At 74.9% G+C, this 19131-nt stretch carries 14 protein-coding genes and 3 tRNA genes; 8 read left to right on the forward strand and 9 right to left on the reverse strand.

All coding sequences use genetic code 11. The annotated features are described in order from the left end of the window. Positions 1 to 14: 14 nt before the first annotated feature. The 7 genes from GA0070611_RS30975 to GA0070611_RS05790 form a co-directional block, all read right to left on the reverse strand. Positions 15 to 87: transfer RNA gene (locus GA0070611_RS30975), tRNA-OTHER, on the reverse strand. Between the two features lie 67 nt (positions 88 to 154). Beyond that, the gene (locus GA0070611_RS05760; RefSeq protein ID WP_091658619.1) at positions 155 to 1663 is read right to left on the reverse strand and encodes an ankyrin repeat domain-containing protein; all 1509 of its coding nucleotides are present in this window, start codon (positions 1661 to 1663) and stop codon (positions 155 to 157) included. Between the two features lie 23 nt (positions 1664 to 1686). Further along, positions 1687 to 1759 (reverse strand) — tRNA-Ala (locus GA0070611_RS05765). A 125-nt stretch (positions 1760 to 1884) separates the two neighbouring features. Next, positions 1885 to 1957 (reverse strand) — tRNA-Ser (locus GA0070611_RS05775). 49 nt (positions 1958 to 2006) lie between these two features. Continuing rightward, the gene (locus GA0070611_RS05780; RefSeq protein ID WP_091658622.1) at positions 2007 to 2705 is read right to left on the reverse strand and encodes a hypothetical protein; all 699 of its coding nucleotides are present in this window, start codon (positions 2703 to 2705) and stop codon (positions 2007 to 2009) included. A 97-nt stretch (positions 2706 to 2802) separates the two neighbouring features. Continuing rightward, positions 2803 to 3399: an HD domain-containing protein gene (locus GA0070611_RS05785; protein WP_091658627.1), complete on the reverse strand. Its 597-nt coding sequence runs from the start codon at positions 3397 to 3399 to the stop codon at positions 2803 to 2805. A 20-nt stretch (positions 3400 to 3419) separates the two neighbouring features. Then, positions 3420 to 3623 (reverse strand): hypothetical protein, encoded by a 204-nt coding sequence (locus tag GA0070611_RS05790; protein WP_091658632.1) that lies wholly within the window; start codon positions 3621 to 3623, stop codon positions 3420 to 3422. 181 nt (positions 3624 to 3804) lie between these two features. Between GA0070611_RS05790 and GA0070611_RS05795 the strand changes: the two genes are divergently transcribed. From GA0070611_RS05795 to GA0070611_RS05825, 7 genes are all read left to right on the forward strand, one after another. After that, on the forward strand, positions 3805 to 5643 hold the full coding sequence (locus GA0070611_RS05795; protein WP_091658637.1) for a glycoside hydrolase family 15 protein: 1839 nt from the start codon (positions 3805 to 3807) through the stop codon (positions 5641 to 5643). Positions 5644 to 5702: 59 nt separating this feature from the next. Next, positions 5703 to 6059 (forward strand): VOC family protein, encoded by a 357-nt coding sequence (locus GA0070611_RS05800; protein ID WP_091658641.1) that lies wholly within the window; start codon positions 5703 to 5705, stop codon positions 6057 to 6059. 26 nt (positions 6060 to 6085) lie between these two features. After that, a complete protein-coding gene (locus GA0070611_RS05805; protein ID WP_091658645.1) occupies positions 6086 to 6877 on the forward strand; it encodes a methyltransferase domain-containing protein in 792 nt (263 codons plus the stop codon). Positions 6878 to 6932: 55 nt separating this feature from the next. Then, the gene (locus GA0070611_RS05810; protein ID WP_091658648.1) at positions 6933 to 7934 is read left to right on the forward strand and encodes a hypothetical protein; all 1002 of its coding nucleotides are present in this window, start codon (positions 6933 to 6935) and stop codon (positions 7932 to 7934) included. Next, positions 7931 to 8584 (forward strand): hypothetical protein, encoded by a 654-nt coding sequence (locus GA0070611_RS05815; protein ID WP_091658651.1) that lies wholly within the window; start codon positions 7931 to 7933, stop codon positions 8582 to 8584. Before GA0070611_RS05810 ends, GA0070611_RS05815 begins: the two co-directional genes overlap by 4 nt. Before the next feature lie 15 nt (positions 8585 to 8599). Next, positions 8600 to 9502 (forward strand): inositol monophosphatase family protein, encoded by a 903-nt coding sequence (locus GA0070611_RS05820; protein WP_091658654.1) that lies wholly within the window; start codon positions 8600 to 8602, stop codon positions 9500 to 9502. 202 nt (positions 9503 to 9704) lie between these two features. Next, positions 9705 to 10583, forward strand: coding sequence for an LLM class flavin-dependent oxidoreductase (locus GA0070611_RS05825; RefSeq protein ID WP_231921335.1), 879 nt, complete (start codon positions 9705 to 9707; stop codon positions 10581 to 10583). Between the two features lie 379 nt (positions 10584 to 10962). Here the strand turns inward: GA0070611_RS05825 and GA0070611_RS05830 are convergent, their stop codons facing one another. Continuing rightward, positions 10963 to 11811, reverse strand: a complete 849-nt coding sequence (locus GA0070611_RS05830) for a PhzF family phenazine biosynthesis protein (RefSeq protein ID WP_091658663.1) — start codon at positions 11809 to 11811, stop codon at positions 10963 to 10965. Continuing rightward, complete coding sequence (locus GA0070611_RS05835; protein ID WP_231921336.1) at positions 11808 to 13100, reverse strand: ArsB/NhaD family transporter; 1293 nt, start codon at positions 13098 to 13100, stop codon at positions 11808 to 11810. The genes GA0070611_RS05830 and GA0070611_RS05835 overlap by 4 nt, the downstream gene beginning before the upstream one ends. A 31-nt stretch (positions 13101 to 13131) precedes the next feature. Here GA0070611_RS05835 and GA0070611_RS05840 point away from each other — a divergent pair, with 31 nt between their 5' ends. After that, on the forward strand, positions 13132 to 18927 hold the full coding sequence (locus GA0070611_RS05840; protein WP_091658672.1) for a WD40 domain-containing protein: 5796 nt from the start codon (positions 13132 to 13134) through the stop codon (positions 18925 to 18927). Positions 18928 to 19131 lie beyond the last annotated feature (204 nt).

Genomic DNA, 19131 nt, shown 5'->3' on the forward strand with positions numbered 1-19131 from the left:
TGATCGTGATGGGGCGAGACCGGCCGGATTCGAACCGGCGTCCTCCAGCTTGCTGTCAAGGCGCGTCGACCTCTGCGCTACGGCCTCGCCGCGCGGCAGCATAGCGAACCGCACCGACAGAAGATCACCCCTGCCCGTCGTCGCCACCCACCGCTCACCCGTGGGCGCCCGCGTCGACCAGCGCCGCCACCACCTCCGGGGCGCCGGCCGCGCTGGCCCGTTGCAGCGGCGTCCGGCCCTCGCCGTCGGTGGCGTGCACGTCCAGGCCGGCGGCCAGCAGCACCGGCAGGGCGCGGGCGTGGTCCAGATGCGACAGCGAGTGCAGCAGGGTGCCGCCCGTCGGGTCGCGCAGGTCCGGGTCCAGGCCGGCGCCCACCAGCGCGAGCACCGAGTCGGTGTCGCCGTGGAAGACCCGGGTCAGCAGGTGCGCCCGGTGCCGGCGGATCTCCTTCGGCACCGGCTTGGCGCCGGTCCGCCAGGCGCGTACCGCGCCCGCGCAGCCGCCGATCGGCCCGCCGAGGCGGGCCAGCAGCAACTCCCGCGCGATCTCCGCCTCGTCGTGCCGGGTGGCCACCAGGTGGGCGCCGCGGATCCGCAGCAGGTGCCAGTCGCCGCCGCAGCGGACCCGGAACTCGTCCGGGAGCTGCGGCGGCGGCGCCGGCGGGCCCGGCACCCGCCCCGGGAACAGCGCTTCGTGCACCAGCGGGTGCAGGTCGTCGGCGCTCAGCGCGCCGGAGCGCAGCAGGGCCACGTCCACCGGCGCGGGCAGCCCGACCCACGGCACCTCCCGCGCGCCGCCGGACGCGCCGGCGCGCAGCGCCAGCGAGCCGTCACGGCCGACCCGCACCCCGAACAGCGGCACCGTGGTCCGCAGCCACGGGCGGTCGTACCGGTGGGCCAGCCGGAGCGTCTCGGCGGCCAGCAGCGGCAGCGTCGGCGCCAGCCAGGACAGGCGCTCGACGACCGCGTCGGCGCTGAACGTGCCGTAGCGGGGTGGAGTGGTGTCGACGGCGAAGCCGGCCGCCCGGAAGGCCGCCAGCAGGTCATCGCCGTCGCACAGCCCGATCAGCCGCTCCGCCTCGGCCGCCCGGTCCATCGGCTGCCCGGGTGTCACCTCGTCCGGCCCGTACGGCCGGCCGTCCGGGTGGTGCCAGGGCAGGCGGTTCTCCGACGCGCCGTACGCCCAGCGGCGGTTGGCGACCGCGTCGACGTGCCAGCACCAGTCGGGCAGGTCGTGCCACCGCGCGCCGACCTCGGTGGCGTCGACCACCCGCAGCCCGAGGCGTTGCGGCGCCTGCGGGCCGGTCGGCAGGGACAGCGCCAGCACGGCGGTGCCGCCCGGGCGGTCCGGGAACGGGACGGCCGACCGGGACAGCGCGACCTGTCGCCGGGGCAGCAGCGCCAGCGAGTCCGACCGGGGCAGGAACCGGCGCAGCAGGTCCGGGGCGAAACCCCGCAGCTCCGCCCGGATCCGCTCGGCCTCGGCCCGACCCCAACGGCGGCCCACCTCGGCCAGGTCCACGTGCACGTCCACCAGGGCCGCCGCGCAGGCGCCCCGCCAGTCGCCGGCCGCCCGCCGTTCGCCCACCGCCGCCACCATGCCCGGCGGCGACAGCAGCGACAGCCGGCGTACCTCCCTGTCGTGTGCCCGTCGGCCCCGCACCCGTCGTCCTCCCCGTGATGCGGGTGGACCGGCCGGATTCGAACCGGCGTCCTCCGCTCTGCGGAAGCGGTGCGACGACCTCTGCGCTACGGCCCACCCGCGACGCAGTGTAGGTGGGACCGGGAAGGCGGGTCGACCGGAATCGAACCGGTGTCCTCCGCTCTTGAAAAGCGGCGCGACGACCTCTGCGCTACGACCCGGACGGAGTGTAGGCGAGGGCGGCGGGCCGGCCGGAGTCGAACCGGCGTCCTCCGCATTAGCAGTGCGGCGCGACGACCACTGCGCTACGGCCCGCCGCCGGCCACCCTAGTCGGTCTGCGGGGTCGGGTTCGGACCGGCTTTCCTACATCGCGACCGGCAGCGTCTCGATCCAACAGGAGGTGACCTTCGGCGCGAGGAGTCTCGCCGCCTCCTCGGCGTCCGCCCGGGTCAGGAAGACGCCGGCGCCGGACCTGCGCGGGCTGTCCCCGTCGCCCACCTCCGTCATGAGGACGAACACGTAGCGGAACCGGTCCCGGCGTGCCGGTGGTGGGTGGGCCGAGTCGAGCGCGGCGAGGAGGTCCTGCACGGAGGCGGCGTTGAACTCCGGGTTGATGCCGAACAGCGGTCCCGTGGGCCACTGTGGCAGGTAGGCGTCCGCGCTGTGGAAGAAGCTGCCCTGAACGTCCGGCAGGATGCCCTCCTCCCAGCCGACTGCCATGCTGACGACGTAGTCGGACCGGCCCTCGCTCTGCAGCAGGAAGACCCGGTAGCCGCGGTCGGCGCGAACACCCGGCAGTGCCGCCATGATCTCGTCGGCTTCGCCGGCCGGTGCGCAACTGATGGCCAGCCCCGTATGGCCGTCCAGGATCCTGACCGCCCTCACCGGCTTGAACAGCAGGTCGATCGTGGTCTCGTGCTCGTCCTCGACCGGATTGCTGCGCAGCAGCAACTGGCCGTGGCTCGCGGAGTACGCCTCCAGCGCGAACCGGCGGTCGCTGCGGAAGATCTCGGTGCCCGGCCGCAGTTCGTGCTCCTGGGTGAGCCATGCGCGCGGGATCATGGGCCCGATGATCCGGGTTCCCGGTCGCCACGGTCAACCGACCGCACGCCCACCGCCCGCGCCCGGCACCGGCGCGCTCGACCGGCACCGCTGCCGGTCAGTCGACGCGTACCGGATGGATCGCCTGGAAGGCGAGCCGGTGGTCCGCGTCGGCGGCGAGCCGGTCGAGGACGTCGTCCAGCTCCAGGAAGACCGCCCACCGCTCACCGCCCGTGGCGGCGGCCAGCCGGTCCACCACGAGGTCTTCCAGGTCGCGGACCCGCTTGCCCTTCCACACCTTGTCGGCCACGCTGACCAGGAGATCGTCGACGCCGATCCCGGCGGAACGCCAGTCGGCGTGGGTGGCCGCGAAGCGGGCCAGCGACGCCGGTACGCCGTGCCGCAGCAGCAGCTCGCGTCCGGCGGGCTCGTGCGCCGATCCGGGCCCGCCGAGTTCCTCCGGGTGGACCACCTTGCCGATGTCGTGGGTGGCCGCGCCGAACAGCACCGCCGCCCGGTCGACCGTGAGCTGCGGGAAACGCTGCGCCAGCGCGTCGACGAGCTGGGCGGCCACCTCGTGCACCGCCCGCAGGTGCGCGGCCAGCCGGGGCGGGGCCTGCACCCTCACCAGCAACTCGGCGACCTGCGCGGGCAGCGGACGCAGCGGCGGGTCGGCGGGAGCGGTGAGGGCGCGGTGCAGCGCGACGGAGGTCACCGCGCCCAGGATACGACGGCTCAGCGGAACCGGCGTTCGGCCGCCGCGTGCCACCAGCCCGGCGGCGACGGTCCCTCCACGGTCGACGTCGGCTGGTCGGGGTGCAGCCCGAGGGGGCGCAGGGCCGCGCCGTCGACCCGCACCGTGATCCAGCCGTGCCACCGGCCGTCCGGGCCGGGCCCGCAGGCGAGGTCGGCGCGGACCGCCCCGGGCGGGATCGGCATCCAGTCGATGCCCCGGTCCCGCAGTCAGGCCCGCAGCGCGCCCAGCGGGGGCGGACAGCCCCGTAGGTTCTCGTACCCGGCCACGGTGATCCAGTCGGTCATGCCGTCGATGATGCGCGCGGGGGCATGCCGCCGGCAACACCGGGTACCCGGGCCCGACCTGGGACGGGGAGGAACGGGTGTGGAGTCGTACCCGACGGTGGAGAGCCACGGCCTGATCGGTGACCTGCAGACGGCGGCCCTGGTGACGCGGGACGGGACGCTGGACTGGTTCTGCGCCCCCCGCTTCGACTCGCCGAGCGTCTTCGGCGGCCTGCTGGACCGGCAGAAGGGCGGTTACTTCCAGATATCGCCCTGCGGGGTCGACTACGTCAGCAAGCAGCTCTATCTGCCCGGTACGCCCATTCTGATCACCCGGTTCCTCAGCACCGACGGGGTCGGCGAGGTGGTCGACTTCATGCCGGTGGCCGGGGAGGTGGCGACCGACCGGCACTGCCTGGTGCGGATGATCCGGGTGGTCCGGGGCAGCATGCGCTTCCGGATGGACTGCCAGCCCCGCTTCGACTACGGCCGCGCGTCGCACACCGTCGACTTCACCCTCGAGGGCACCGTGTTCCGCAGCGACGACCTCGTCCTCACCGTCAACCCGGTCCGCCGGGAGGGGATGCTGCTCGACGCGCGCGACGTGGCGTACGACGAGCACGGCGGGGTCACCGCGACGGGGGTGCTGCGCGCGGGCGACACCGGCGGGGTGGTGCTGCACACCGCGGCACCCCGGTCACCCGTGCCGCCCCGGGTGATCCGCCCGGCCGAGGTGACCGAGATGTACGAGCGGACCCGGGACTTCTGGCGGCGCTGGCTCGACTGCTCCCGCTACAGCGGGCGGTGGCGGGAGATGGTGGAACGCTCGGCGATGACGTTGAAGCTGATGACGTACGCGCCGACCGGCGGCCTGATCGCCGCCCCCACCGCCGGCCTGCCCGAGCAGCTCGGCGGGGAACGCAACTGGGACTACCGCTACACCTGGGTGCGGGACGCGTCGTTCTCGGTGCACGCCCTGCTCGGTCTCGGCTTCACCGCCGAGGCGCGTGGCTACCTCGACTGGCTCACCGAGCGGTTCCGGGAGGCCGACGAGGACGGTGACCCGATGCAGATCATGTACCGGGTGGACGGCTCCCGGGACCTGACCGAGGAGACGCTGCCGCACCTGGAGGGCTACCGGGGCTCGGGACCGGTCCGTATCGGCAACGGCGCGGCGACCCAGCTCCAGCTCGACATCTACGGCGAGGTGCTGAACTGCCTGCACCTGGCCGACGCCGAGGGCCTGCACAGCTCGTACAAGGGATGGCGGCACGTCACCCGGGTGCTGGACTGGCTCTGCGACCGGTGGGACCAACCGGAGGACGGCATCTGGGAGACCCGGGGCGGCCGGCAGGACTTCACCTACGGCCGGCTGATGTCCTGGGTGGCGTTCGACCGGGGCATCCGGCTCGCGGCCCGGCAGGGCCGGCCGGCGGACACCGCCCGGTGGACGGCGGCCCGGGACGCGGCGTACCAGCAGGTCATGACGCGCGGGTTCCATCCCGGACGACAGGCGTTCGTGCAGCACTACGCCACCGACGTGCTGGACGCCTCGCTGCTGGCCATGCCGGCGGTCGGCTTCCTGGCCCCGACCGACCCGATGTGGCGGTCCACGTTGCGGGCGATGGACGCGGAGCTGGTCTCCGACAGCCTGGTCTACCGCTACGACCCGGCCGCGTCGCCGGACGGGCTGCCGGGCCAGGAGGGCACCTTCACCATGTGCACCTTCTGGTACGTCGAGGCGCTGGCCCAGGCGGGCCGCCTCGACGAGGCCCGGCTCACCTTCGAGAAGATGCTCACCTACAGCAGCCATCTCGGTCTCTTCTCCGAGGAGATCGCGTCCAGCGGTGAGCAGGTCGGCAACTTCCCGCAGGCGTTCAGCCACCTGTCGCTGATCAGCACCGCCGCCGTCCTGGACCGGCTGCTCGACCAGCGCTGACGGGCCGCGCGTCGGCTCTGCCGGACCGGTTCCGTCCCGGGTTCTGTCAGGATCGGCGGATGGCGAACGTCTGGTCCGGTGTGACCATCGACTGCATCGACCCCGAGCGGGTGGCCCGGTTCTGGAGTGCCCTGCTCGACCGTGCGCCCGGCGAGTCCGAGGAGGGCTGGGTCTACCTCGGCGAGCGAGGGGATCCGCAACCCCGACTGGTGTTCCAGCCGGTGCCGGAGCCGTCGACCGGCAAGGTCCGGGTCCACCTCGACATCTCCGTCGACGACCTGGACGAGGCGATGCGGACGGTCGTCGCTCTCGGCGGCCGGCCCACCGGCGAGCGCCACGACTACGACGACGGGATCGTCGTGGTGATGGCCGACCCGGAGGACCACGAGTTCTGCCTCGTCCAGTACCACCGGTGACGGCCGGGCGACGAGTGGAGGGTGCGATGGCCGAGCCGCCGATCGGGGTCCCGTCGCGCAGCGCGCAGGCCCACGGCCGCCGCGCCAACCGGCGCAGCTACCACGACCCGGCGCAGGTCAACGGGTACGTCGACGACCCGTACCACCGGGTCCGCCGGGCGGTCGCGGCCCGGCTGGTCATCGACGGCGTCCGGGGTGCGGGCCCGGTGCTGGAGCTGGGCTGCGGTCCGCGCAGCATGCTCGACCCGGCGGCGCTGCCCGGCACGCTGGTGCTGGCCGACCTGGCCGAGGCCGCGCTGGCCGAGGCCCGCCGGGCCGTCGCCGGGCGGGCCCGTGCGGTCTGCCTGGACGTCACCCGGGGGCTGCCGTTCCGGGCCGGCAGCTTCGCCGGTCTGGTCACCGGGGAGCTCATCGAGCACGTGTACGACCCGTTGGCGCTGCTGCGGGAGTGCCACCGGGTGCTGGCGCCGGGCGGTCTGCTGGTGCTCACCACCCCGAACCTGGCGACCGTGCAGGACCGGCTGGCCTTCCTGGCCGGGCGGGCGCCGCGGCAGGTCGACCCGCTGCACCCGTACCTGTGGCTGCACATCCGCCCGTTCACCGCGTCGCTGCTGCGCAGGGTGCTGCGCCGGGCCGGCTTCGCGCCGCTGGCGCTGCGCTCCAACCACGTCGGCTGGCGGCTGCCGGGCGGCCGGTGGGTGACGTCCCGGCTGCTCGCCCGGGTCGCGCCGGGGCTGGGCGGCACCCTGATCTGCGCCGCCCGGCGGCTGCCCGGGCCGCCGTCACCGGGCGGGACGGGGCACCGGAACAGTCCGTGATCGTGATATTGACATAGGGCTATCATGAAGGCTCCGTCATCGACGGGGGGACGTCATGGCCCGCCTTCTCACCTGGGTCGTCAACAACCTCGACGCGTTCATCGGGCTGCTGCTGGCCGTGACCGTGGCGGTCCTCGGGCTGACCAACGCGGTCAGCCAGGACGTGGTCAACAGCGCCATCCTGCTGGTCCTCGGCCTGCTCGCGCAGGCCGTGCTGCGCGACCGGCTGCGCCGCGAGACCGCCGAGCAGCAGGTGCACCAGCTGGTCCGGGACACCCGGGACCGGCTCACCGAGCTGGTCCCGCAGCTGCGCGAGATCACCGGACCGGAGGGGGCGCTGAACCGGGCGCGGGAGGCGATCGACAGCGTGTCGATGGTCCGCGTGCTGCACGGCAGCGAGGTCGGCCAGGCGCTCGCCGAGGCCCGCCGGCACACCGACCGGTGGACCTTCAAGGGCGGCACCGGCACCTACACCCGGGCCGTCACGCTCCCCGAGTGCCTGGAGCACGCCCGGCGGCGCAACGCCACCCTGCACGTCGCCATCGAGATCATCGACCCGACCGACGAGGAGGTCTGCGAGCGGTACGCCCGGTTCCGGCGCAGCCTGCCGGCCGACGCGCGCGAGGAGCGGTGGACCGTCGACCGCACCCGCAAGGAGTCGTACGCGACGGTGCTGGCCGCCTGTTGGCACCTGCAACGCTCCGGGCTGCTCACCATCGACGTGCGGCTGACCGCGCAGATGACCACCTTCCGGTACGACCTGTCGTCCAGCTGCGTCATCATCACCCAGGAGAATCCGCAGACCCCGGCGGTGCGGATCGACCGCAGGGAGCTGTACTACAACCGCTACAACATCGAGCTCCAGTACAGCCGCGAGCAGAGTCGACGCGTGCCGATCGAGGCCGCCGCGCAGGTCAAGCTCGACGACGAGCCCTCCGTGGAGCAGGTTCGTCGACTGTTCACCGCGCTCGGGCTGCCGCTACCCCGGTCCTTCGGCGACCGCGAGGTCGCCGACATCGTGGGCCGGGCCGTCCAGGCGAGGAACCCCTATTCATGATGACCTACGCCGACCTCGAACGGGAGATCGACCGGGGCACCCGGCCGGAGCTGCTGCGCGACTGGGTGCTGACGGTCCTCGACGACATCGCCGAGGGACGCCGGCCGCTGCGCGCCGTGCGGCACCCGCTCGGCTTCACCTGCCTGCCGGTGGAGCGCGCCGGCCCGGACGGCGTCTGCGTGCACGCCTGGCCGGCCGACCCGCCGCCGGTGCGGCCGACCACCTCGGCGGTGCACTCGCACAGCTGGGACCTGCTCAGCCACGTGCTGCACGGCCGGGTCCGCAACGAGCTGATCGAGGTCACCGACGCGCCCGACGCGCCGGCCTGGCGGGTGTACGAGGTGCACAGCCACGCCGACGTCGACGAGATGGCCGCCACCGACCGGCTGGTCACCGCGGCGCGGGCCACCGTCGAGACGCACGCCGCCGGCGACTCGTACGCGCTGCGGGCCGGCGGCTTCCACACCTCCGAGGTGGACCCCGGGCAACCGGCGGTCACCGTGGCCCTGGGCCGGACCACGCCCGGCGGCTGCGACCTGAGCCTCGGCGCGGTGGACGGGCGCAGTCACCGGGTCCGCCGGGACCGGTGCGAGGCGGCCGAGACCGCCCGGCTGGCGCGCGAGATCGCCCGGCTGGTGGCCCGGGGCTGAACGGCAGGAGGAATCATGGACGTGGAGCCGAGCAGCGACGCACCCGACCTGCGGGATGCGCACCGGTTCGCGGTGGAGACGGCCCGCCGGGCCGGCCGCCTGCTGCGCCGGGGCGCGCGGGGTGACCTGCACGCCCGGGCGAAGAACGCCACCGGGGACCTGGTCACCGACCTGGACCTGGCCGCCGAGCAGCTGATCGTCGACCGGATCCGGGCCCGCTGGCCCGGGCACGGGGTGATCGCCGAGGAGGGCGGCGAGTACACCGCCGACCGGTCCTGGGCGTGGCTGGTCGACCCGCTCGACGGCACCAACAACGTGGCGATCGGGCTGCCCGCGTACGTGGTCGGGATCGCGCTCTGCGACCGGGGCTCGCCGGTCCTCGGGGTGGTGCACGACCCGGTCGCCGGGCGCACCTGGTCGGCCGTGCGCGGTCGGGGGGCCTTCGTGCACGCCGCCGGCCCGGCCGGCCGCCCGCTGCGCGCGCCGCGCCGGCCCGTCCCGGCCGCGCCGGTGCTGGCCTGGACCCAGGGCCACGAGGTACGCCGGGACGACAGCACCGCCCGCGCGTTGAAGGTGGTGCTCGACTCCACCGCCCGGCGGGTGCTGCAACTGTGGGCGCCGCTGCTGTCCTGGGTGATGCTGGCCCGTGGCGACATCGACGGCATCGTGGGCTACCGCCCGGAGGCGGTGGACCTGCCGGCCGGGATGCTGCTGGCCGCCGAGGCCGGGATGGTGGTCCGGGCGCTGGACGGCGGCTGCTACGACGACCGATACGGCTGCCCCGCCGAGCGGCGCAGCTTCGTCGCGGCCCCGCCGGAGACCATCGACCGGCTGGTCAAGCTGGTCACCGCGGCGCAGTGGATCGAGCCCGAGGTCCGCCGGCTCACCCCGGTCAGCCTGAGCTCCGTCGGCTGGTGACATCGCACCGGACGGTGGACCGGACGAACTCACCTGGCCGGCCACCACCCCCGCGCGGCGGCTGGTGTGGGGTCTTCCGTCCGCCGCCCCGGGGTGCGGCGGACGGAAGCGCCGTCCGATATGGTGTCAGGCGGAACTCCGCAATCCCTCGTCCCAGATACACGTCGCAGACGGACCGGGGCCCCGCGTGTGCGGGGAGGAGGTGGCGACAGCACTGTCCGCTGCCCTCCTCCAGGAGATCATCATGCACCTCGGCCTCGGCCTGCCCGTCCGCGATCCGGCCCGGCTGCCCGACTGGGCCCGCCGCGCGGAGACCGCCGGCTTCCACACCCTCGCCCTGCTCGACCGGCTCGCCTACGACAATCCGGAGCCGCTCGTCGCGCTCGCCGTGCTGGCCGGCGCGACCACCCGGATCCGGCTGCAGACCGAGGTGCTGCTCGGTCCGCTGCGCGCCACGGCGCTGCTGGCCAAGCAGGTGGCCACCCTCGACCGGATGTCGGGCGGACGGTTCGTGCTCGGCATCGGCGTCGGCGGTCGCGAGGACGACCACGCCGTCGCCGGCACCCCGATCACCCGGCGTGGTCGGCTGCTCGACGAGCAACTGCCCGCGCTGCGCCAGATCTGGCGCGGTGAGCCGTACGCCGGCAGCACTGTCGGCCCACTCCCGGTGACGCCGGACGGGCCGCCGATCCTGATCGGGGCCTTCGCGCCGGCCGCGTTGAGCCGGGTCGCCCGGTTCGCTGACGGCTTCATCTGCGCGGCTCCGCTGCAGTGGGCCGGCCACTTGGTGGACACCGTGCGCGAGCAGTGGCAGGCGGCCGGTCGGGCCGGCAGCCCGCGCCTGGTCTGCCAGGTCAACGTGGCGATCGGCGCGCCGGAGACGGTGCAGCGGGCCCGGCGGGCCGTCGCCGACTACTACGCCTTCACCGGCCGGCCCGGCTGGGGTGCGCCGGTGAGCGATCCGGGGCAGCTCGTCGAGCTGGTCGCCGCGTACCGGGAGTTCGGCGCGGACGAGCTGGTGCTCTACTGCTACGGCGACGATCCGGCGCAGGTGGACGACCTGGCCGCACTGCTGCTCTGACCGGGCGAGGTCACCGCGCCGCCCGGACGTCCACTCCGGTCGCCTGACGTGCCACCACCTGCAGGTCCGGTGACGGTAGGTGACCCCCCGGCGGTGTCGGCGGTAGTCTGCTCCGCTCCCTTTGCTCTGCTTCAACTGACGCAACAGCCACCCTCCGTTTCTGTTGCGTGGGTTGAAGCAGAGCAAAGGCGGGCGGCCGGGGTTGCCGCCGGAACGTGGGAGTGTCGCCCTTGCGCGGGTCAGCCGGATTCATTGCGTCGGAGACCGGGGAGGTAGCCCGGCGCAGCGGCACCCTCGGTCACGATGAGTGATTCCCGCTTGCGGTGAAGTCGGCGTTACGCTGAGTGAGGGCCTTGCTGCCGGGCCGGCCGGTGCGGCCTCAGGGCAGTGGGAGCCGGCCGACGATGGTCGCCGTCCCGCCGACCCGCACCGTCGGGCCGGCGGCGCCGCGGGCGGTGGCGGGGCGGGCGGTGGCGGTGACGGTGGCCGGCTCGCCGAGCGCGTCGCCCATGTCGACCCGCAGCACGGTCGGCTCCGCCCCGGCCAGCAGCGCGGCCAGGCAGGCGGTGCTGTTGGCGTTGGCGATGTCCTCCGGCACCCCGATCGACGGGGCGAACATCCGGGCCGCGAGCCGGCCGTCCGGCCCGGGTCCGCTGTGCGCGTAGCAGCCGAGCAGGCCGGCCCGGTCGCACGCGGCGCGCAGCCGGGCCATGTCGGGGGTCAGGGCCGCCAGGGCCGCCCGGTCGGCGACCCGCACCAGCAGGCGGGGCCGGCCCACCGAGGCGACCCGGCAGGAGGCGTCGGTGGGGAGGCCCAGAGCGGCGAGGACCGGTGCGCGTTCCGCGGCGTCGGCGGCGCGCAGTGCGATCGGACCCGGGTCGAAGAGCGCCTCGTACCCGTCGCCGACCCAGCTCGCCCGGCCGGTGAAGGTCCGGCCGCCGGAGCGCAGCCGGGTCGCGTACTCCCGGGTTCCGGCGCGGGCGGCGAGCACCGCCAGCGCGGCCACCGTGCCGTGCCCGCAGGCCGGCAGCTCGCCGGTGGCGGTGAAGAAGCGCAGCGCGACGCCGTCCGGCCCGTCGCTGACGAAGACGGCGTGCGAGGCGCCGGCCGCGACCGGCACGGCGCGGCGCTGCGCGTCGTCGGCCGGGACGCCGTCGACCACGGCGGTCGGGCTGCCGCCGCGCCCGTTGCGTCGGCAGGCGCGCACGAGGGTGACCGGGTGGGTCACGGACCGACCAGCAGGGCGGCGACGGTGGCGGTGGTGGCCAGCGCGGCCAGGGCCGCGCTGGTGGCGACGAACCGTCCGAGTGGCACCGCCACCCCGGCGGCCCGGCAGCGCTCGTACCAGATCAGGGTGGCCAGCGACGCCCACGGGGTGGCGAGCGGACCGACGTTCGTGCCGACCAGCAGGGCCAGCAGCTGGGTGTGGTGGTCGGTGGCGATGACCGCCTCGCCGGCCACGTACGCGGGCAGGTTGTTGACCACGTTGGCGAAGAGCGCGCCGACGGCGCCGGCCCGCAGCGCGCCCTGCGCGCCCGGGTCGCCACCGATCAGGGCGCCCATCACCGTGTCCAGTCCGTGCCGGCCGATGGTCTGCACCACCAGGAACAGGCCGGTCACGAAGACCAGCAGCCGCCACGGGACCAGCGCGACGCTGAGGCTGTCGCGGGCCCGGACCGCGAACCCGGCGACCAGGATCGCCGCCGCGACCCCGGAGGCGAGCCCGATCTCGACGCCGGCCAGGATCCCGCCGACGAAGAGCAGGCACGCGACGAGCGCGGTGCGGTAGAGCCAGCGGTCCGCCGGCACGTGGGGCGGCGGCGGGACGAACGGGTCGGCGCCGGCCCGCGCCGGCCGCCAGTACCACCACCACAGCAGCACCATGGTGATCACGATGGCGACCAGCTGCGGCCACCACATCCGCGCCGCCCACGGCAGCGGGTCCAGCCCGATCCGGTCGCTGGCCAGGATGTTGGTCAGGTTGGACACCGGCAGCAGCAGGCTCGCGGTGTTCGCCAGCCAGACCGTGGTCATCGCCAGCGGCGTCGGTGGCACCCCCAGCCGACGGGCCAGCGCGATCATCACCGGCGTGAGCAGCACCGCCGTGGTGTCCAGGTTCAGCGCGACGGTGGTCAGCGAGGCGAACCCGACGCAGAGCCAGAACAACGCCGGGAAGCTGCCCCGCGCGGTGATCGCCACCCGCGCGGCCAGGGCGTCGAAGACCCCGGCCACCGCGGTCAGCTCGGCCAGCACGACCACCGTGCCCAAAAAGATCAGGATGGGTACGATCCGACGCACGGTCGCCTCGGCGTCGGCGCGGGGCAGCAGCCCGGTCAGCACGCAGGCGAGCCCGACCACCGCGAGCGCGATCGCGATCCAGTCGAGCACGTGCAGCCGCCCCCAGCGGGAGCGGTCGGGTGCGGCGGACGGCGGCTCGCCGGCGGTCTCCACGAGGCATGATCCTCGCACATCGGCGGCGACGCGGCCCGGCTCGGCGCGGCTGCCGAGGGTGTCCACGCCATTGACGGTGAGTGGCCATAATGGCGAGGTGGCTGTAGGCGCGCACCCGACCCGGTCCGACCGCCCCCTCGACTTCTTCATCAGCTACTCGCCGGCCGACGAGCGCTGGGCGACGTGGCTCGCCTGGGAGTTCGAGGCCGCCGGCTACCGCACCCTGCTGCAGGCGTGGGACTTCGTCGCCGGCACCAACTTCATCGACTTCATGGACCGGGGCGTGCGCGAGGCCACCGTGGTCGTCGCGATCCTCTCCGAGCGCTACCTGCACTCCACCTACGGCAAGCTGGAGTGGCAGGCCGCGCTGCGCGCCGACCCGGACGGCACCGGCAACAAGCTGGTCACCGTACGGGTGGAGGACTGCCCGATCGACGGGCTGCTCGCCACCATCACCTACGTCGACCTGGTCGGGGTGACCGATCCGGGGCAGGCCCGCGCCCGGGTGCTCGACCGGATCCGGGAGGCGCTCGCCGGGCGGGCCAAACCGGCCCGGCAGCCCGCCTTCCCCCACCACCCGGCCGACCCGGCGGGGGTGCTCGCCGCCCCGGTCGCCGGGCCGCCCGCGCCCCGCCGCGCCCGGCGTACGCCGATCAACCCGCCGCCGTTCCCGCCGGGCGCGGCCACCGCGCCGGTGGCCCGGGGCACGGTGACCGTGCTCCAGGTGGCCGGGCCGCGCTTCGGCCGGGGCGTCATCTCCCCGGGCGCCCCGGTGACCCCGGGCGAGTTGCAGGAACACCTGATGGGCGACCTCACCCTGCTGATGAACGACGGGGTGCCCCGGCCCGACCTGCTGGTGGTGGCCGGCAACCTGACCGAGTCGGGCAGCCCGCGCGAGTTCTCCGACGCGCTGAGCTTCCTCACCGGGCTGCGGGTGCTGCTCGGGCTGGAGCCGCACCGGCTGGTCGTGGTGCCCGGACCGCGTGACGTGACGATGGCCGCCAGCCGGGCGTACTTCGCCACCTGCGAGGCCGACGACGTCGACCCGCAGCCGCCGTACTGGCCGAAGTGGCGGCACTACGCGCGGCTCTTCGACGAGCTGTACCAGGGCCTCGACGACCGGCTCTTCGACAGCGAACAGCCGTGGACCCTGTTCCCGGTGCCCGACCTGCGGGTGGTGGTGGCGGGGTTGAACTCCACCGTCGCCGCCACCCACCGCGAGGAGGACCGGTACGGCTTCCTCGGCGAGGCCCAGTCCACCTGGTTCGCCCAGCGGCTGCGGCACTACCGGCAGTCCGGTTGGCTGCGGTTGGGCGCGATGGCGCACGCCCCCGGCTCGCGCACCCCGTACGCCGAGGAGGTGGCCGTCGCCGACGCGGTGACGCTGCGCGACCGGGCCTCGTTCCACCGGCTGGTCGGGCCGATGCTCAACCTGTTGCTCTCCGACGCCGCGCCCGGCGCGCGGGTCGATCCGGTGGTGCCGGTGACCGGCACCTCCCGGGACGGGCGGGCGCAGGTGCTGCGGCTGGCGGCCGACGGGATGACCCGCTGGGTGCTGGGCCGCGACGACCGGCACGAGGTGGGCGAGCCGACGGCGGTGAGCTGGGCCGGCACCGCCGCCACGTTCGGCGCGGCGGGTCCGGCGCAGGTGCCCGGTGTGCGGCTGCCCAGCGCCGGGGAAGGGCCGGCCCAGGGCGCTGCGGCCGGTGGCCCGGCCGCCGCGCCGGCCGTGCTGCCGCCCGCCCCGCTGGACCGCCTGCTCGACCGGCTGGCCGAGGTGTGCGAGGCCCGCCACGACCGGGTGCTGGTCCGTCGGGTGCCGGCCGATCCGCCGCACCTTTTCGTCACGTACCGGGCCGACGGGGTGGTCCGCCAGCAGCGGGTCGGCGGGCACCTCGGCACGCCGACCGCCGCCGACCTGGACACCTTCGCCCGTCGGGTGCACGCCACCGACCCGGACATCCCGTCCGAGCTGGTCTACGACGGCGACCGGGTGCCGCGCGGGCTGGCCGAGGAGGCGCAGCGGCGGGGCGTGCGGGTGCTGCACCTCAGCGAGTTCCAGGGCCTGCTCGACCTGCGCGAGTACGTGGCCGCGCAGACCGCCCGGCTGCAGGCCGACCGGCTCTACCCGCCCGGGCAGTACGTGCCGCAGCGCTACCGCCATCTCGTCGGCGCGGATCAGCGGGTGCGCGACGACGTGGTCGACGAGCTGCTGGAGCTGATCTCCGCGCCGGACGGCCGGTTCGTGCTGGTGCTCGGCGACTTCGGCCGGGGCAAGACGTTCGCGCTGCGCGAGGTGGCCCGCCGGCTGCCCACCGCCGCCCCCGACCTGGTGCCGATCCTGGTGGAGCTGCGGGCGCTGGACAAGGCGCACTCGGTCGATGGGCTGGTCGCCGCGCACCTGGCCAACCACGGCGAGCAGGTGATCGACCTCAAGGCGTTCCGCTACATGCTCCGGCAGGGGCGGATCGTGCTGCTCTTCGACGGCTTCGACGAGCTGGTGGCCCGGGTGACGTACGACCGGGCGGCCGACCACCTGGAGACGCTGCTGCAGGCGGCCGAGGGCAACGCCAAGATCGTGGTGAGCAGCCGGACCCAGCACTTCAAGACCAACTCGCAGGTGCTGACCGCGCTCGGCGAGCGGGTCGGGCTGCTGCCGCACCGCCGGGTGCTGGCCCTCGAGGACTTCACCCCCGGCCAGGTCGAGACGTTCCTGCGGCACCGCTACGGCGGCGACGAGCGGGCCGCCCGGGCCCGGCTGGACCTGCTCGCCGGGGTGAAGGACCTGCTCGGGCTCTCCCGCAACCCGCGGATGCTGGGCTTCATCGCCAACCTCGACGAGGGGCGGCTGGCCTCGGTGGCGGGGGCCGGCGGCACGTTCAGCGCCGCCGCGCTCTACCGCGAGATCCTGGAGTCCTGGCTGGACTTCGAGGAACGCCGGACCCAGGGCATCCCGGGGGCGCCGGTGAGCCTGCGCCGCCCCGAGCTGTGGCACGCGGTACGCCGGCTCGCCTTCCAACTGTGGGAGAGCGGCGAGGCGTACCTGCGCCTGGCCGAGCTGACCGAGGCCGCCGGCCAGCTCGCCGGGCTGGCCGACTCGCGGCTGTCCGGGCCGCAGGCGGTGCACGCCGTCGGTGCCGGCAGCCTGCTGGTGCGCACCGACGACGGGCTCTTCGGTTTCATCCACACCTCGGTGCTCGAATGGCTGGTCGCCGAGGGCGTCGCCGAGCAGCTCAACCGGGGCGAGGAGCCGGCCGCGCTGGCCGTGCGGCCGCTCTCGGCGCTGACCGTGGAGTTCCTCGGCGACCTGGCCGACCCGGCGCGCTGCACCGCGTGGACGTCCCGGGTGCTCGGCGACGAGGCCGCCCCCGAGACGGTCCGGGCCAACGCGCTGCGGCTCAGCGCCCGGCTGCGGCTGCCGGACCGGGCCGACCTGCGCGGCGCGGTGCTGCGCGGTGAGGACCTGTCGCACCGCGAGCTGGCCGGCGCCGACCTGACCGGGGCGGACCTGACCGACACCCGGCTGGTCGCCGCCAACCTGGCCGAGGCGCGGCTGGAGCACGCCCGGCTGCGCGGCGCGCGGCTGGACCGGACCCGGCTGGCCGGCGCCGACCTGCGCGGGGCGGACCTGGCCGGGGCCCGGCTGTTCCGGGCCGACCTGCGCGGCACCCGGATCGCCGGCAGCAGCTGGCACCGGGCGGCCCTGATCGACGTGAGCGTCGACGCGGCCCATCTGCGCGCCCCTGAGCTGCGCGGCGCGGTGGTCGCGCCGGGCCGCCCGGTGGTGCCCGGTCTCGCCCCGCCGGCGGTCGGCGTCGCGTACGGCTTCGAGGTGGGCCGGTTGCCGGTGCCGGCCGCGTACAGCCCGGACGGGGCGGTGCTGGCGGTCGGCAGCGACGACGGTGGCGTGCTGATCTGCGACACCGGCACCGGCCTGCCGGTGCGTACCCTGCAGGGTCACCGCGGCCGGGTGTACGCGGTGCGCTACGACGACGCCTCGCACCAGCTCGTCACCGGCGCGGCGGACCTGACCGTCCGGCTCTGGGACGCCGACCACGGCGACGTGCGGCACGTCATCGAGGACGTCTTCGCCGGCTGGGTGTGGCCGCTGCTCACCGACGGCGAGCGGGGCCGGTTGGTGGTCGGTGACGCGGCCGGCGTGGTCCGCCTCTACGACACCCGCAGCGCCCGGCTGTGGCACGAGTGGCCGGGGCACGCCGCGCCGATCTGGGGCACCTCGTTCAGTCCGGACGGCCGCCGGGTCGTGGTCGCCGACAGCGCCGGGGTGCTGCGCGGCTGGGACATCGCCTCCGGCACGCTCGCCTTCGAGGTCCGGGAGCCGGAGGTGGTCTACCGGGTGGTGCACACCCCGGACGGCCACTGCCTGGTCGCGGTCGGCCAGCACGGCCGGGTCTGGATCCGCCGGGCCGTCGACGGCGAGCTGCTGCGCCGCCCGCGCGGGCACGAGGCCGACGTGTACGCCCTCGACGTGCACCCCGACGGCATGCTGATGGCCACCGGCGACACGCACGGCGCGCTGCGGCTGTGGGAGGTGGAGACCGGCCGGCCGCTGCGGGTGCTCGGCCGGCAGCGCGGGGCGATCTACAGTGTCCGCTTCAGCGACGACGGCTCGCTGCTGGCGACCGCCGCCAGCGACGGCGCGATCCAGCTCTGGGACACCGACGGCCAGTTGCGCCACGAGCTGACCCGGCACCGGGGCTCGGTCTGGCCGGTGGTCTGGCGTCGCGACCAGGCGCAGGTGGCGACCAGCAGCAACGACGGCACCACGCGGCTCTGGGACGTGCGCAGCGGGCAGCTCCAGCACACCCTGCGCGGGCACGGCCGGCGGGTCACCGCGCTCTCCTTCCGCGACGACGGCGAGGTCCTCGCGGCCTGCGGCAACGACGGCGTGGTCCGGCTCTGGGAGCCGCGTACCGGCCGGCTGGTGCGGCAGCTCGCCAGCCCCGCCGACCGGCTGCTGTCCGCCGTGTTCTGTCCGGGGGAGCCGCTGGTCGCCGCGCCCAGCGGTGACGGCGGGGTGCACCTGTGGAACACCGACACCGGCGTCGACGAGCGGGAGCTCAACGTCGACACCGACCACGTGTGGGCGGCCGCGTTCAGCCCGGACGGCGACGCCCTGGCGACCGCGAACGACGACGACACGGTCCGGCTCTGGTATCGGCGGACCGGCCGGCACTTCGCCACCCTCACCCCGCACCGGGGCCGGGTGCGGGCCGTCGCGTTCAGCCCCGACGGCGAGACCATCGCCACCGGCGCCGACGACCAGCTGGTCCGGCTCTGGGACGCGGCCACCGCCACCTGCCGGCTCAGCCTGGAGCAGCACACCGACCGGGTGTACGCGGTCTGTTTCAACGCCGACGGCACGCTGCTCGCCAGCGCCGGCAACGACGGGACGGCGGTGGTCTGGGACGCCCGTACCGGACAGCGGCGCACCGTGCTCACCGAGCACACCGGCCGGCTCTGGTCCTGCGCGTTCAGCCCGAACGGCGCGCTGCTGGCCACCGCCGGGGACGACCTGATCATCCGGCTCTGGGACCCGGGCACGGGTCGGCTGCACGGCACCCTGGCGGCGCACACCCGGCGGGTCTGGTCGGTGGCGTTCAGCCCGGACAGCAGCCTGCTCGCCAGCGCCGGCGACGACGGCACGGTGCGGCTCTGGGACGTCGCCGACCCGGAACACGCCCAGTTGCGGGCCACCCTGATCGGGCTGCCGGAGGGCTGGGCGGCGGTCAGCCCGGACGGCCGGTACAAGTTGGACGGTGAGACCGGCGGCCAGTTCTGGCACGTGATCGGCACCTGCCGCTTCGAGGTGGGGGAGCTCGACCCGTACCTGACGCAGGTCCGCCGGCTGGCGGTCGACGCCCCGTTCTGAGTCGCGCGTCCGCGGCGCCGGTCCGGCCCGACGGCATGTCGATCAAGCAGCGTCCAGGGCCGTCGATCTGTTACGCGTCTGCGCGGGTTCCGTCCGCGACGGTGTACCGATCCGGCTGATCGCCGACTCGGATCACGCCGGCCGGCGTAGTGACGTCGACCGATCAGTCTGACGCGGTGTCACCATCTCGACACAGAAGCTGTG

This window comes from Micromonospora auratinigra, from assembly GCF_900089595.1.
Taxonomy (GTDB): domain Bacteria; phylum Actinomycetota; class Actinomycetes; order Mycobacteriales; family Micromonosporaceae; genus Micromonospora; species Micromonospora auratinigra.

What these genes read in the sequence shown, in the direction of transcription:
- GA0070611_RS05805 (WP_091658645.1), top strand. Translation starts at nt 6,086, where the DNA reads ATGGCCGAGCCGCCGATCGGGGTCCCGTCGCGCAGCGCGCAGGCCCAC.
- GA0070611_RS05790 (WP_091658632.1), bottom strand. Translation starts at nt 3,623, where the DNA reads ATGCCGATCCCGCCCGGGGCGGTCCGCGCCGACCTCGCCTGCGGGCCC.
- GA0070611_RS05820 (WP_091658654.1), top strand. Translation starts at nt 8,600, where the DNA reads ATGGACGTGGAGCCGAGCAGCGACGCACCCGACCTGCGGGATGCGCAC.
- GA0070611_RS05810 (WP_091658648.1), top strand. Translation starts at nt 6,933, where the DNA reads ATGGCCCGCCTTCTCACCTGGGTCGTCAACAACCTCGACGCGTTCATC.
- GA0070611_RS05815 (WP_091658651.1), top strand. Translation starts at nt 7,931, where the DNA reads ATGATGACCTACGCCGACCTCGAACGGGAGATCGACCGGGGCACCCGG.
- GA0070611_RS05800 (WP_091658641.1), top strand. Translation starts at nt 5,703, where the DNA reads ATGGCGAACGTCTGGTCCGGTGTGACCATCGACTGCATCGACCCCGAG.
- GA0070611_RS05780 (WP_091658622.1), bottom strand. Translation starts at nt 2,705, where the DNA reads ATGATCCCGCGCGCATGGCTCACCCAGGAGCACGAACTGCGGCCGGGC.